Genomic DNA, 14181 nt, shown 5'->3' with positions numbered 1-14181 from the left:
CATCACCTGTTTTTTTCCCCACGTTCGACGCCGCGATCCGGTTTGAGCTGACATGACCCGCAACCACGAAATACGCCCCGATCTGGACGAGGGAATCGACCGCAAGGTCCTGAGCCAGCTGCGCGCGCGTTTCCTCAAGCTCAACAGCGGCCGAATGGAGCGCGCCCTCGAAGGGCTGTCGACCCGCCAGCAGGGCGTGTTGACGCTGCTTCCGCTGTTTTTTCATGTCAACCATCCCTTGTTGCCCGGTTATGTCTCGGGCAGCACACCGGCCGGGCTGTCCAATTACGAACCCGACACCGACGTCCTCGCCGAGGCCCAGCGGCTGACTCGCTCGTTCTCGTACAAACCTCGCCACGGCAGCAACCCACCGCGGCCCATCCTCGGCCTGTTCCTGATGGGCAGTCTCGGCACCTTGGCCCAGGCCGATCAGAGCGACATGGACGTTTGGGTGTGCCATGGCCCGGACCTGAGCGACGACGAACTGGCCGAACTGCGAAAGAAATGCCAGTTGCTGGAGACCTGGGCGGCCACCCAGGGCGCCGAAGCGCACTTCTTCCTCATCGACCCGCAGCGATTCGTCCGCGGCGAACGGGACAATCAGCTCAGCTCCGACGACTGTGGAACCACCCAGCATTATCTGCTGCTGGATGAGTTCTATCGCACCGCGATCTGGCTGGCCGGGCGCACGCCAATCTGGTGGCTGGTGCCGGTCTACGAAGAAGAAAACTACCAGCAGTACACCCATACGCTAATCTCCAAACGCTTCATTCGTGCGGACGAGACTCTGGACTTGGGTCACCTGGCCTACATCCCGCCGGGAGAATTCATCGGCGCCGGGCTCTGGCAGTTATTCAAGGGAATTGAATCGCCCTACAAGTCGGTGCTCAAGCTACTGCTGACCGAGGTCTACGCCAGCGAACATCCGGATGTCCGCTGCCTGAGCCTGCGTTTCAAGCAGGCGGTGTTCGCCAATCACCTGGATCTGGATGAGCTGGATCCGTACATGGTCGTTTATCGCCGCCTCGAGGAATACCTGATCGCCCGCGGCGAGCCGGAACGTCTGGAACTGATCCGGCGCGCCCTGTACCTGAAGGTCAATCGCAAGCTCACCGGCCATGCTCGCAGCAGCGGCTGGCAGCGCAACCTGCTGGAGCGCCTGGCCCGGGATTGGGGCTGGGACCAACGTCAACTGGCGCTGCTGGACAGCCGCAGCCAGTGGAAGGTGCGCCAAGTCAGCAACGAGCGGCGGGCCCTGGTCAACGAGCTGACCTACAGCTATCGCTTCCTGACCCAGTTCGCCCGCACCGAGAAAACCGTCAGCCTGATCAACAAGCGCGACCTCAATGTTCTCGGTCGCCGGCTGTACGCAGCCTTCGAGCGCAAGGCCGACAAGGTCGAGTTCATCAATCCCGGGATTGCCCCGGACCTGGCGGAAGACACCCTGACCCTGGTCCAGTCGCCGAACAAGAAAGAGCCCGGGCAAAACCAATGGGGTTTGTACAACGGCAGCCTGAACGCGCTGGAATGGGAAAATTTCGCCCCCATCAAACGCAGCCGCGAGCTGCTCGAATTACTCACCTGGTGCCATCGCAACGGTGTGATCGACAGCAGCACGCGTCTGGCGCTGCACCCCGGCGAAAGCGACCTGAGCGAGTTTGAACTGTTCAACCTGTTGGGCAGTTTGCAGCAAGCCATCGCTTTGCCCCTGGCCACGGTCGACGAAGAACAGTTGCTCCACGCCAGCGTGCCCAGTGAAGTGTTGATTCTGGTAAACGTGGGCGTCGACCCACTCAAGCATCACCGCGACCTGAACATCCTGATGACCACCGAGCGCACCGATTCCCTGAGCTACGCCGGGGTTCGGGAAAACCTGGTGCTGACCCTCGACCAGGTCACGCTCAATAGCTGGAATGAAGTGCTGGTCAACCGCTTCGACGGCGAGCATGCCCTGCTCGATTGCTTGCGCGACTACCTCAACGCCTTGCCTGCGATACAACGCCAGCCGCGCTTGCAGGTCCGGTGCTTCTGTCACAACCGCGCGCAATTCATCGCACGCCGGGTCGAAGAAGTCATCGAGACCACCCAGACCCTGCTATTGAGCAAGCTCAATTACCGTTATCTGCTGCAAGTCCAGCAGCACTACCACGTATTGGAATTGGTGCCGGGCCAGGTCAGCCACGTGGCGCTGGGCAGCCTGTCGGCATTGATGGATTATCTGGGGGAAGAGCTGACGGCCTATAGCCCGCTGCACCTGGATTCAATGGCGCTGGAAGATCACGATGTGGCGCTGATCCTGCCCATGGGCCAACCCGAGTGCATCCAGGTGTTCTACCGGGTCTATGAGGACGAAGCCGAGCTGTACGTGCTCGATGAGCTCAACGCCTTGTGGCAGCAGCGCTTGCCTTATCACGACGAACAGAGCCTGCTGGTACCGCTGCAGCGGTTCCTGCAATCGGTGCTGTACCGCCGCGATGCCTTGCTACCGATGGACGCTGCCCAGCCGGTCACGCTGGAAATGCTCTATTACCAGCTCCTGCCTTCAGGGAACGGGCGGGCCCGGAGGGTCGAATCACGACAGGCGCCGCAGACGCCGGTCAACAAACCGTTCTATGACGTACAAGCAATCATCGGCAAAGCGGCGCACGAACAAGTGCACGTCACCCTGTATTGCGATCAGCGGGAATTTTCGGAACTGGAGCATGGCGACCAATTGTTTCATGTGGTCGCCAGGGAAATTGTCGGGCAGCGCCGCGACGCCGAACGCTATCGTTGCTACATCACCGACCTGGACCTCTCGGGCCTGGTGGGTGACGGCGCCAGCCCAAGTATCCTGTTCCTGCGCTACAAAGCCGACCTGGAACGGGCACTGAACGAGGCGCTGAACCAGGTCTGAGGCGGGCTTCAGAATGCGCAGTCGCCACCGTTGACCGGCTGCGACTCGACCTCCAGCAATGTCAGCTTCAAGGTCTTGCCGCCCGGCGCGGGCCAGTCGATGTGCTGGCCGACTTTCAAGCCCAGCAAGGCGCTGCCCACCGGCGCCAGGATCGAAATCTTGCCCTCGTCGGCGTTGGCATCCTTGGGGTAGACCAGCGTCAGGTGATAATCCTTGCCGCTGCTTTCCTCGCGACAGTGCACCCGCGAGTTCATGGTTACGACATCGGCAGGCACTTCATCGTGACCCACCAGGTTCTCGGCGCGATCCAGTTCGGTTTGCAAGGCGATCACGCCGGGAAGCGTTTCATCCAGGCTGTCGATCAAACGCTCCAGACGCTGCACGTCCAAGCGAGTAAGGGTAATGGAAGGTGCGGTCATGATTCAGGCAGACTCCTTTCTTCTGCACGAAAAAGCAAAACCCCGCCACATAAAGACGGGGTTTTCACGCGCCTCGATGAGTTGAGGCGTTGCTGGACACTACCACAGCTCAAAAAATATACAACCCAAGGGCTCTCGCCACAAAAGCGCTCTCGCCAATCCAGCGATTAAACCAGCGACTTGCGCTTGAGCGCCTCGGCGCAAATCAACCGCCGACGCTCATCATCAGCCGAGCGCCATTCGCGTATGTCCTCCACATGCCGGAAACAACCCAGGCAGACCTTGCGTTCATCGAGCTTGCACACACTGGTGCACGGCGACGGCACGGCCGGGCTGACATTGCTGTAGAGCGGCTTGGGAGGCCGCGCCGGGACGGTCTGGCTCACGGAATCACAAACCTTCGAAATCGAATTCGACGCCAGCCTGCTGCTTGACGATGCGCTCGAGCATCTCGCCCAGTTGCTCTTCGCTCTTGTCACACATCCAGCGCTCGCTTTCCTCGTCGTAGTCGAAGTGGAAACCACCGGACACCGCCGCCAGCCACAACTGCCGCAACGGCTCCTGGCGGCTGAAAATCAGCTGGGTGCCATTTTCGAACTTGACGGTCAGTACGCCGGCGGAGATTTCCAGGTCGATGTCCAGGTCGCTCTCGTCGAAGATATCCTCCAGCTTTTCCTGGGTTTCATCGACCAGATCGTGGAAACGGGCTTCAGTCAAACTCATTGCGACAACCTCAAAATGTCTGATCATGCTCAAGCGCCGCAAGATACGGACGCGCCCGGCTGAATGCAAAGGATAACGACCAAGGGCCCGTGGGTGCTGAACATTGTCCATCGAATGAACGCCCCTGGAGCCCAAGGCCCGCCGGACGGGCGCCCCGTTGCATAGGCAAGCTGTCGGGTGGCCGGTATACTCCGGCGCAATTAACGCATTTTCAAGGATTTCGCCATGAAGCGCCTGATCTCTTCCCTTGCTGCGCTCGTCGCGGTTGCCTGCCTTGTGACAGCCTGTGGTCAAAAAGGTCCGCTGTACCTGCCTGATGACAGCAAGTCTCCTGAAGAGCAGGCCAAGTCGTCGCAATCCAAGTCCCACTCGCACGACACCCAGACCACTTACTAAGGGACCGCCATGGACGCTTTTAACTACCGTGGCGGGGAGCTGTTCGCGGAAGGGGTTGCCCTGTCCGCGATCGCCGAACGTTTCGGCACGCCGACCTACGTCTATTCCCGGGCCCACATCGAAGCCCAGTACCGGACGTTCGCCGATGCCCTCGAAGGCATGCCGCACCTGGTGTGCTTCGCTGTAAAAGCGAACTCGAACCTGGGCGTGCTCAACGTCCTGGCGCGCCTGGGCGCAGGCTTCGACATCGTGTCCGGTGGCGAGCTGGAGCGCGTGCTGGCCGCGGGCGGCAGTGCCGACAAAATCGTGTTCTCCGGCGTCGGCAAGACCCGCGAAGACATGCGTCGCGCCCTGGAAGTCGGCGTGCACTGCTTCAACATCGAATCCACTGACGAACTGGAGCGCCTGCAAGTCGTCGCCGCCGAACTGGGTGTTCGTGCGCCGGTTTCCCTGCGCGTGAACCCGGACGTCGACGCCGGCACCCACCCGTACATTTCCACGGGCCTTAAGGAAAACAAGTTCGGCATCGCCATTGCCGACGCCGAGGACGTGTACGTACGCGCCGCCCAACTGCCGAACCTGGAAGTGCTGGGCGTCGATTGCCACATCGGCTCGCAACTGACCACCCTGGAACCGTTCATTGACGCCCTCGACCGCCTGCTGGCGCTTGTCGATCGCCTCGGCGATTGCGGCATCTACCTGCGTCACATCGACCTGGGCGGCGGTGTCGGCGTGCGCTATCGCGATGAAGAGCCACCGCTGGTGGCCGACTACATCAAGACCGTGCGCGAGCGCCTCGAAGGCCGTGACCTGGCGCTGATGTTCGAGCCCGGCCGCTACATCGTCGCTAACGCCGGCGTGCTGTTGACCCAGGTCGAGTACCTCAAGCACACCGAGCACAAGGATTTCGCCATCGTCGACGCGGCGATGAATGACCTGATCCGCCCGGCGCTGTACCAGGCCTGGATGGACGTCACAGCCGTGCGCCCTCGCGATACCGCGGCCCGCCCCTACGACATCGTCGGGCCGATCTGCGAAACCGGCGACTTCCTTGCCAAGGGCCGGGAGTTGGCGCTGGAAGAAGGCGATCTGCTGGCCGTTCATTCGGCGGGCGCCTACGGGTTTGTCATGAGTTCCAACTACAACACCCGCGGCCGCTGCGCCGAGGTGCTGGTGGACGGTGATCAGGCATTCGAAGTACGCCGCCGCGAGACGGTAGCCGAACTGTTTGCCGGCGAAAGCCTGCTGCCGGAGTAAAACCATGCTGCTGCGTTTTACCAAGATGCACGGCCTGGGCAATGACTTCATGGTCCTCGACCTGGTCAGCCAGCACGCGCATATCCTGCCCAAGCACGCCAAACAATGGGGCGACCGGCACACCGGCATCGGTTTCGACCAATTGCTGATCGTCGAGGCACCAAACAACCCGGACGTGGATTTCCGCTACCGGATCTTCAATGCCGACGGTTCGGAAGTGGAGCAGTGCGGCAACGGCGCGCGCTGTTTCGCCCGTTTCGTGCTGGACAAGCGCCTGACCGCCAAGCGGCAGATTCGCGTCGAGACCAAAAGCGGCATCATCGAACTGGATGTGCGCAGTGACGGCCAGATCGGCGTCAACATGGGCGCCCCGCGCCTGGTGCCGGCGGATATCCCATTCCAAGCGCCAGCCCAAGCCCTGAGCTATACCGTGGACGTCGACGGCACCGCGGTGGAACTGGCGGCGATCTCCATGGGCAACCCCCATGCCGTACTGCGCGTGGACGACATCAACAGCGCTGCCGTACACGACCTGGGACCAAAGATCGAAAACCATCCGCGCTTCCCGGCGCGCGTCAACGTCGGCTTTTTGCAGGTCATCGATCGCCACCGCGCCCAACTGCGTGTATGGGAACGTGGCGCCGGGGAAACCCAGGCATGCGGCACGGGCGCCTGCGCCGCCGCCGTCGCCGCGATCAGCCAGGGGTGGATGGATTCGCCGCTGCTGATCGACCTGCCCGGCGGGCGTCTGTCCATCGAATGGGCAGGTCCAGGCCAACCGGTGATGATGACCGGCCCGGCCGTACGTGTATACGAAGGACAAGTTCGTCTTTGAGTGAGCCAAACCCATGACCGACAAGCCAAAGGTTCCAGCCCCGCAGCCCGACGAATCCTCGAGCCCCTCAGACGCCGCGGCCGTGGCCGCCTACCTGGAGGCGCATCCGGACTTCTTCGTCGAGCATGAAGACCTGCTTGCAACGATGCGGATCCCCCACCGGCGCGGCGATACCGTGTCGCTGGTCGAGCACCAGATGAAGATCCTGCGTGAGCGCAACATCGAAATGCGCCATCGCCTCTCGCACCTGATGGACGTCGCCCGGGACAACGACCGGCTCTTCGACAAGACCCGTCGGCTGATCCTCGCGCTGATGGACGCCAGTACTCTTGAAGACCTGGTAATGAGCGTCGAAGACAGCCTGCGCCAGGATTTCCAGGTGCCCTTTGTCAGCCTGATCCTGTTTGGCGACAACGCGATGCCGGTGGGCCGCTGGGTCACCCACGCGGACGCGCAGACGGCCATTGGCGGGCTGCTTACCGAAAACAAAAGCGTCAGTGGCAGCCTGCGCGAACATGAGCTGGATTTCCTGTTTGGCGAAGAACAGCGCAAGCAGATCGGCTCCACCGCCGTTGTCGCCATCGCCCACCAAGGCGTGCATGGCGTGCTGGCCATCGCCAGTCGCGATCCGCAGCACTACAAGAGCTCGGTGGGTACGCTGTTCCTGAGCTATATCGCCGAAGTGACCGGCCGTGTGCTGCCACGGGTTGCCGGTTCGCTGCGTTCGGTACGCTGATGATGGAGCGGCAACTGGACGCCTACTGCGAACACCTGCGCAGTGAGCGCCAGGTGTCCCCTCACACCCTGTCGGCCTACCGTCGTGACCTCGAAAAGGTGCGGGGCTGGTGCCAGAAGCAAAACATCGACAACTGGTCGGCCCTCGACATCCAGCGCCTGCGCAGCCTCGTTGCTCGCCTGCATCAGCAAGGGCAATCCTCCCGCAGCCTGGCGCGACTGTTGTCGGCGGTGCGCGGCCTGTATCAATACCTCAATCGCGAGGGCCTGTGCGATCACGATCCAGCCACAGGCCTGGCACCCCCCAAGGGCGAACGCCGGTTGCCGAAGACCCTCGACACCGACCGTGCCTTGCAATTGCTCGATGGCGCCGTCGAGGATGATTTCATGGCGCGACGGGACCAGGCGATCCTCGAACTCTTCTACTCCTCAGGCCTGCGGCTTTCCGAGCTGACGGGGCTGAACCTGGACCAATTGGACTTGGCCGACGGCCTGGTTCAGGTACTCGGTAAAGGCAGCAAGACCCGCTTGCTGCCTATCGGCCGCAAGGCCCGCGAAGCCCTGGAGCTTTGGTTGCCACTACGAGCGCTGACCAACCCCGTCGATGACGCGGTCTTCGTCAGCCTGCAAGGCCGACGCCTGGGCCCACGTACCATCCAGCTGCGGGTCAAGGCCGCCGGCGAACGGGAGCTCGGTCAGAACCTGCACCCGCATATGCTCCGGCATTCGTTCGCCAGTCATCTGCTGGAATCTTCCCAGGACCTGCGTGCCGTCCAGGAACTGCTTGGCCACTCGGACATCAAGACGACCCAGATCTATACCCACCTGGATTTCCAGCACCTGGCGACGGTCTATGACAGTGCCCACCCCAGGGCCAAACGCATCAAGGGCGACGAATCATGACCATCGAGCTCATCACCTTCGACCTGGACGACACGCTGTGGGACACCGCGCCGGTGATCGCCAGCGCCGAAGCCGTACTACGTCAATGGCTGACCGACAACGCACCCGACCTGGGCGATTTTCCCGTGGAGCACTTGTGGGCGATCCGCGCCCAAGTGCTCAGCGAAGAACCGAACCTCAAGCACCGCATCAGTGCGTTGCGCAGGCGCGTGCTGTTCCGGGCGCTGCAAGATGCCGGCTACGACCAGTGGCGAGCCTCTGAGTTGGCGGACCAAGGATTCGAAGCATTCCTGCATGCCCGTCATCAACTGGAGATCTTTCCAGACGTACAGCCGACCCTGGAAATCCTCGCCAATCATTTCGCACTTGGCGTCGTCACCAACGGCAACGCCGACGTGCGACGCCTGGGGCTGGCGGATTATTTCAAGTTTGCCCTGTGCGCCGAGGACATTGGCATCGCCAAGCCTGACGCAAGACTGTTCGAGGAAGCCTTGCAGCGCGGCGGTGCTACGGCACAGACCGCCGTGCATGTAGGCGATCACCCGGGCGACGACATCGCCGGCGCCCAGCAGGCCGGCCTGCGTGCGGTGTGGTTCAACCCGATGGGCAAGGCCTGGGATGCCGATCACGCACCGGATGCGGAGATTCGCAGCCTGACCGAACTGCCAGGGTTATTGGCGGCGTGGCATAGCCAACCCTGAACCTTGTGGGAGCGAGCTTGCTCCCACAGGGCCGAGCCTGTCCGTGGAGTTTATCCCGCCCATGAAAAAGCCCGCAGCGACGGCGGGCTTTTTCAGCAAGCAAGAAACAGAGGCTCAGATAGGGCGACTGCCATACTTGTTGTCGGGCTTCTTGGGCGGATCGGCGACCACGTTGGCCTCCACTTCCTGCACCTTTCCGCCCCTGGCCAGGAATTCCTCCATGGCCTTGGCAAGCGCGTCACGCTCCTTGTTCTTGGCCTCTACGCTCGGTAACTCGTCGACTGATACCGCTGCCTTGGCCTTGCCTTTGGCAGTGGGGACCGGAACATCGGCACCTTCGTCGTCGGCAACATCTTCAGCCGCCGCTTCCAGGCCTTCTTCGGTCTCGTCTTCGTCACCTACTTCGAGGTCGTCGTTTTCCAGATCATCGTCGCTCATGTTCTACCTCATGACTTGCGAAAAGCAGATTAGTTATAGCCCAGCTTCGCCATCTGTCGAAGGCTGCCAGAAAAAATTCAAGATCCGCTGACAAGCAGCGGTCATGCCCCTTCACCGTGCAAGGTGGCGAGGACTTTACGAGCACCGCCATGATCTCGGTGCTCGCCCAGATAAACGCCTTGCCAGGTACCCAACGCCAACCGTCCCGCCGTCACCGGAAGGCTGAGCTGACATCCCAGCACACTGGCCTTGAAGTGCGCCGGGAGGTCGTCCAGGCCTTCGTCGTTGTGCTCATAGCCGACGGTTCCTTGTGGGATCAGCCGATTGAAAAATCGTTCGAAGTCTCGACGTACCGCCGGATCGGCGTTCTCGTTGATGGTCAACGAGGCCGAGGTGTGCTGCAGCCACAGATGCAACAGACCGACACGACATGCCTTGAGTTCAGGCAGGCCGGCGAGTAGCTCGTCCGTCACCAGATGAAAGCCCCGGGGCCTCGCCCGCAGGGTTATCAGCGTCTGTTGCCACATACAGATCTCCGCACGTTCGGCGCGCATTCTAGCGCGCTCTGGAAAAAAACAAAGGGCCTAATATTCCTGCCTCGATGTAAGTCTTTGGCGGTAGAAAAACCCATGTCGTATACACAACAAAAGGCGTCGGAAAAAACCGGCGAACCTTGTGAGCAATGACAAATTCCAGACAAAAAAATGCCCGGCGAACCGGGCATTTTTTTTGCGCGTTGCTTACAGGTTGTAACCACGCTCGTTGTGCTGGGCCAAGTCCAGGCCCACGGCTTCTTCTTCCTCGGAGACACGCAGGCCCATGACGGCGTCCAGTACCTTGAGAATGATGAAGGTCACGACCGCGGTATAGATCACGGTGAAACCCACGCCTTTGAATTGAATCCACACTTGTGCGCCGATATCGGTCACGGTGCCGAAGCCACCCAGTGCCGGTGCAGCGAATACACCGGTCAGGATCGCCCCGAGGATACCGCCGATGCCATGTACGCCGAAGGCATCCAGGGAGTCGTCATAGCCGAGCTTGCGCTTGAGGGTGGTGGCGCAGAAGAAGCACACCACGCCCGCCGCCAGGCCGATGACCAACGCGCCCATCGGGCCCACGGTGCCGGCAGCCGGGGTGATTGCAACCAGGCCGGCCACCACGCCCGAGGCAATGCCCAGCGCGCTTGGCTTGCCGTGGGTGATCCACTCGGCAAACATCCAGCCCAGTGCCGCGGCAGCCGTGGCGATCTGGGTGACCAGCATCGCCATGCCGGCAGTGCCGTTGGCCGCGACGGCGGAGCCGGCGTTGAAGCCGAACCAGCCTACCCACAGCATGGCCGCGCCCATCAGGGTATAACCCAGGTTATGCGGTGCCATTGGGGTGGTCGGGAAACCTTTGCGCTTGCCCAATACCAGACAGGCTACGAGACCGGCGATACCGGCGTTGATATGCACCACGGTGCCGCCGGCGAAGTCCAGCACGCCCCAATCCCACATCAGGCCGCCGTTGCCGGACCAGACCATGTGCGCAATCGGCGCATACACCAGGGTGAACCACACGCCCATGAAGATCAGCATGGCGGAGAATTTCATCCGCTCGGCAAAGGCACCGACGATCAGCGCTGGGGTGATGATGGCGAAGGTCATCTGGAAGGTGATGAACACCGCTTCTGGAAACAATGCAGCCGGACCGGTCAGGCTGGCCGGGGTGACGCCCGCCAGGAATGCCTTGCCCAGGCCGCCGATGAAGGAATTGAAGTTGACGACGCCCTGTTCCATGCCAGTGGTGTCGAACGCGATGCTGTAGCCGTAGATGACCCACAGGACGCTGATCAGACCGGTGATGGCGAAGCACTGCATCATCACCGAAAGAATGTTTTTCGACCGAACCATGCCGCCGTAGAACAGCGCAAGGCCAGGGATGGTCATGAACAGGACAAGAATCGTGGCAGTCAGCATCCAGGCAGTGTCGCCGGAGTTGAGGACTGGGGCTGCCGCTTCTTCCGCCATGGCCAGGCCAGGCATTACGAAGGACAACAGGGCTCCTAGCCCTGCGAATTTACGCAGAGTCATATTGTTTTCTCCTGGGGCGTTGGGTTTGACGGCTTAGATAGCGTCGGTATCGGTTTCGCCGGTACGGATGCGAATGGCCTGTTCCAGATTGACCACGAAGATCTTTCCGTCACCAATCTTGCCGGTGTTGGCGGCCTTGGTAATCGCCTCGATGACCCGATCAAGATCCTTGTCGTCGATGGCGACATCGATCTTCACCTTGGGCAGGAAGTCGACCACGTATTCCGCGCCGCGATACAGCTCGGTATGGCCTTTCTGCCGACCGAAGCCTTTGACTTCAGTAACGGTAATGCCCTGCACGCCGATTTCGGACAGCGACTCGCGTACGTCGTCCAGCTTGAACGGCTTGATGATGGCAGTGACTAGCTTCATGAAACTCTCTCCCGAATTGGTGGACTTGCCCCAGGAAAACAAACCCGACTCAAGTCTAAGCGCAGTGCCTGGCTTTGTAACGCGTCGTCGGCCCAAGTTGCCCGACCGGTGCCAGCTGACTACTCCTGACGAAACTCCCCGCTCCGCCTGCTGCACTGCATTCGTCACAGCGACTGCATCAGTGCATGGGTCACCAGCCACTAAGCAGAAAGCTTGCCATCTGTACCCAACCCCCCTGATTTCAACCCTTTACCCGTTGCGCCGGTCTGCGCCGAACCACGAACCGCAGCGATACGCACAACAACGGTGCGGTGATGCCCGGGGCCGTGCGCGAAAAGCGTGCAACCCGAGCCGCGAATTGACTATAGACACTGCGTGATACACTGCCCGCCATTGTTTCCAGGACACCTGACATGCTCGCGCCCAAAGACCTCCTCGACGCCCTGAGCGGCCACGCCTCCCGCCTGTTGAGCGGCGACACGCCACTCCCCAAGAATGAAATCGAAAGCCAGTTCAAGGCCCTGCTGCAAAGCGGGTTCAGCAAACTGGACCTGGTCAGCCGGGAAGAATTCGACAGCCAGATGGTCGTGCTGGCCCGGACCCGGGCACGGCTGGAGAGCCTGGAAGCCAAGGTGGCCGAGCTGGAGGCGCGACTCGACCCCAAGGACGAGTGAGCACCTCTTGCCAGGGATGCGGCGTTAAGCGCGTGATTTGTCCCAGGCCCACCAGATCATCCAAAGCGCCGGCAGGGGCTCGCCGCCTGTAACGGCAATTGAAAAACAACCGCCTGAATGGCGGTTGTTCATTCATGCCCCCACTTGCGCAACATCCTGCGAAAATTTGCCCCTTCAATTGCCCCGCCCTCTCAGTTTCCCCGGACTAGTCTTCAAGAGCCGCAGGATGCGGCTCTCCATCAGTCAAGGAACGCTTCATGTCGCTCGCCATCGTCCACAGCCGCGCCCAAGTGGGGGTCGAAGCCCCTGCCGTTACCGTTGAGGTTCATCTGGCCAACGGCTTGCCGTCACTGACGATGGTCGGCCTGCCGGAGGCGGCGGTGAAGGAGAGCAAGGACCGGGTGCGCAGCGCGATCATCAATTCAGGGCTCAATTTCCCGGCGCGGCGCATCACCCTGAACCTGGCGCCAGCGGATCTCCCCAAGGACGGAGGCCGGTTCGACCTGGCGATTGCCTTGGGAATCCTGTCGGCCAGCGTGCAGGTGCCGACCTTGATGCTGGACGACGTGGAGTGCCTCGGCGAACTGGCATTGTCCGGCGCCGTGAGACCGGTACGCGGCGTGCTCCCCGCGGCGCTGGCGGCACGCAAGGCTGGACGCATGCTGTTGGTACCCCGGGCCAACGCCGAGGAAGCTTGCCTGGCGTCAGGGCTGAAGGTGATCGCCGTGGACCATCTGCTCGAAGCAGTGGCGCATTTCAACGGCCACGTCCCAGTCGAGCCTTTTGTGTCCAACGGGCTGCTCTCGGCCAGCAAACCCTATCCCGACCTCAGCGAAGTACAAGGTCAAGCCGGAGCCAAGCGCGCCTTGCTGATCGCGGCAGCGGGAGCTCACAATCTGTTGTTCAGTGGCCCACCCGGTACGGGCAAGACGCTGCTGGCGAGTCGTTTGCCGGGGTTGCTGCCACCGCTGGCCGAAAGCGAGGCCCTGGAGGTCGCGGCTATACAGTCGGTCGCCAGTTGCGTGCCCTTGAGCCATTGGCCGCAACGGCCGTTCCGCCAGCCACACCATTCGGCGTCCGGCCCTGCCCTGGTGGGTGGAGGCTCCAAGCCGCAACCGGGGGAAATCACCCTCGCCCACCACGGCGTGCTGTTCCTGGACGAGCTTCCAGAGTTTGATCGCAAGGTATTGGAAGTCTTGAGGGAGCCCTTGGAGTCGGGGCATATCGTGGTTTCGCGCGCCCGCGATCGCGTGCGCTTCCCGGCCCGCTTCCAGTTGGTAGCGGCCATGAACCCCTGCCCCTGTGGATACCTTGGCGAGCCCAGCGGCCGCTGCTCGTGCACACCGGACATGGTGCAGCGCTATCGCAACAAGCTGTCCGGCCCCTTGCTCGACCGCATCGACCTGCACCTGACTGTGGCGCGGGAAGCCACGGCGCTCAATCCCAAAGGCGAACCGGGTGACGACACCGCCACCGCGGCCGAGCGGGTGGCCGAAGCCCGGGAACGCCAGCAAACCCGCCAAGGCTGTGCCAACGCATTCCTAGATCTACCGGGGCTGCGCCGCCATTGCAAACTGTCCTCGACCGACGAGGCGTGGCTGGAAACCGCCTGCGAACGACTGTCCCTGTCGCTGCGAGCCGCCCACCGCTTGCTGAAGGTCGCCCGCACGCTGGCCGACCTTCAGCAGTTGGAACGGATCAGCCGCGAGCACCTGGCCGAAGCCCTGCAATACCGGCCCGCAACGCCATGAAACAGG

At 61.8% G+C, this 14181-nt stretch carries 16 protein-coding genes; 9 read left to right on the top strand and 7 right to left on the bottom strand.

The features are described 5' to 3' along the window. The first annotated feature begins 52 nt into the window (after positions 1–52). Complete coding sequence (locus DOCECA_RS23335) at positions 53–2896, top strand: class I adenylate cyclase (RefSeq protein WP_445571155.1); 2844 nt, start codon at positions 53–55, stop codon at positions 2894–2896. Between the two features lie 8 nt (positions 2897–2904). Here DOCECA_RS23335 and rnk read toward each other — a convergent pair whose 3' ends face one another. The 3 genes from rnk to cyaY all read right to left on the bottom strand — a co-directional run bounded on the left by rnk (position 2905) and on the right by cyaY (position 4038). After that, entirely contained in the window at positions 2905–3315 is a 411-nt protein-coding gene (gene rnk, locus DOCECA_RS23330; RefSeq protein WP_420765145.1) for a nucleoside diphosphate kinase regulator, read from the bottom strand. A gap of 167 nt (positions 3316–3482) precedes the next feature. Beyond that, positions 3483–3701: a DUF1289 domain-containing protein gene (locus DOCECA_RS23325; protein ID WP_420765146.1), complete on the bottom strand. Its 219-nt coding sequence runs from the start codon at positions 3699–3701 to the stop codon at positions 3483–3485. Positions 3702–3705: 4 nt separating this feature from the next. Further along, the gene (gene cyaY / locus DOCECA_RS23320) at positions 3706–4038 is read right to left on the bottom strand and encodes an iron donor protein CyaY (protein WP_420765147.1); all 333 of its coding nucleotides are present in this window, start codon (positions 4036–4038) and stop codon (positions 3706–3708) included. 225 nt (positions 4039–4263) lie between these two features. On the opposite strand from cyaY, the gene lptM reads away from it, so the two are divergent. Genes lptM through DOCECA_RS23290 form a run of 6 tightly spaced genes read left to right on the top strand, consistent with a single transcriptional unit; the run spans position 4264 to position 8865 of the window. After that, the gene (gene lptM, locus DOCECA_RS23315) at positions 4264–4434 is read left to right on the top strand and encodes an LPS translocon maturation chaperone LptM (RefSeq protein ID WP_033034938.1); all 171 of its coding nucleotides are present in this window, start codon (positions 4264–4266) and stop codon (positions 4432–4434) included. Positions 4435–4443: 9 nt separating this feature from the next. Beyond that, positions 4444–5691 (top strand): diaminopimelate decarboxylase, encoded by a 1248-nt coding sequence (lysA, locus tag DOCECA_RS23310; RefSeq protein WP_434701341.1) that lies wholly within the window; start codon positions 4444–4446, stop codon positions 5689–5691. A gap of 4 nt (positions 5692–5695) precedes the next feature. Next, positions 5696–6526 (top strand): diaminopimelate epimerase, encoded by an 831-nt coding sequence (gene dapF / locus DOCECA_RS23305; protein ID WP_420765149.1) that lies wholly within the window; start codon positions 5696–5698, stop codon positions 6524–6526. 13 nt (positions 6527–6539) lie between these two features. Next, complete coding sequence (locus DOCECA_RS23300; protein ID WP_420765150.1) at positions 6540–7262, top strand: DUF484 family protein; 723 nt, start codon at positions 6540–6542, stop codon at positions 7260–7262. A 2-nt stretch (positions 7263–7264) separates the two neighbouring features. Beyond that, positions 7265–8164, top strand: coding sequence for a tyrosine recombinase XerC (gene xerC / locus DOCECA_RS23295; RefSeq protein ID WP_420765177.1), 900 nt, complete (start codon positions 7265–7267; stop codon positions 8162–8164). Next, positions 8161–8865: an HAD family hydrolase gene (locus DOCECA_RS23290; protein WP_445571154.1), complete on the top strand. Its 705-nt coding sequence runs from the start codon at positions 8161–8163 to the stop codon at positions 8863–8865. The genes xerC and DOCECA_RS23290 overlap by 4 nt, the downstream gene beginning before the upstream one ends. Before the next feature lie 114 nt (positions 8866–8979). On the opposite strand, the gene sutA is transcribed toward DOCECA_RS23290, so the two are convergent. The 4 genes from sutA to glnK form a co-directional block, all read right to left on the bottom strand. Then, positions 8980–9303, bottom strand: a complete 324-nt coding sequence (sutA, locus tag DOCECA_RS23285) for a transcriptional regulator SutA (protein WP_420765152.1) — start codon at positions 9301–9303, stop codon at positions 8980–8982. 101 nt (positions 9304–9404) lie between these two features. Then, a complete protein-coding gene (locus DOCECA_RS23280; protein ID WP_445571153.1) occupies positions 9405–9830 on the bottom strand; it encodes a secondary thiamine-phosphate synthase enzyme YjbQ in 426 nt (141 codons plus the stop codon). A gap of 213 nt (positions 9831–10043) precedes the next feature. After that, the gene (locus DOCECA_RS23275) at positions 10044–11378 is read right to left on the bottom strand and encodes an ammonium transporter (RefSeq protein ID WP_420765154.1); all 1335 of its coding nucleotides are present in this window, start codon (positions 11376–11378) and stop codon (positions 10044–10046) included. Between the two features lie 33 nt (positions 11379–11411). After that, entirely contained in the window at positions 11412–11750 is a 339-nt protein-coding gene (glnK, locus tag DOCECA_RS23270) for a P-II family nitrogen regulator (protein ID WP_002555808.1), read from the bottom strand. A 413-nt stretch (positions 11751–12163) separates the two neighbouring features. On the opposite strand from glnK, the gene DOCECA_RS23265 reads away from it, so the two are divergent. Together DOCECA_RS23265 and DOCECA_RS23260 are read left to right on the top strand one after the other, a co-directional pair. Then, on the top strand, positions 12164–12424 hold the full coding sequence (locus tag DOCECA_RS23265; protein ID WP_420765155.1) for an accessory factor UbiK family protein: 261 nt from the start codon (positions 12164–12166) through the stop codon (positions 12422–12424). A gap of 257 nt (positions 12425–12681) precedes the next feature. Further along, positions 12682–14175 carry a YifB family Mg chelatase-like AAA ATPase gene (locus DOCECA_RS23260; protein WP_434649687.1) on the top strand — a complete coding sequence of 498 codons (1494 nt, stop codon included), beginning with the start codon at positions 12682–12684 and terminating at the stop codon, positions 14173–14175. Positions 14176–14181: the final 6 nt, after the last annotated feature.

It is taken from the genome of Pseudomonas sp. E102 (genome assembly GCF_052660185.1).
The sequence above is the reverse complement of the archived record's forward strand: the minus strand, read 5'-3'. Positions and strand labels throughout refer to the sequence as shown.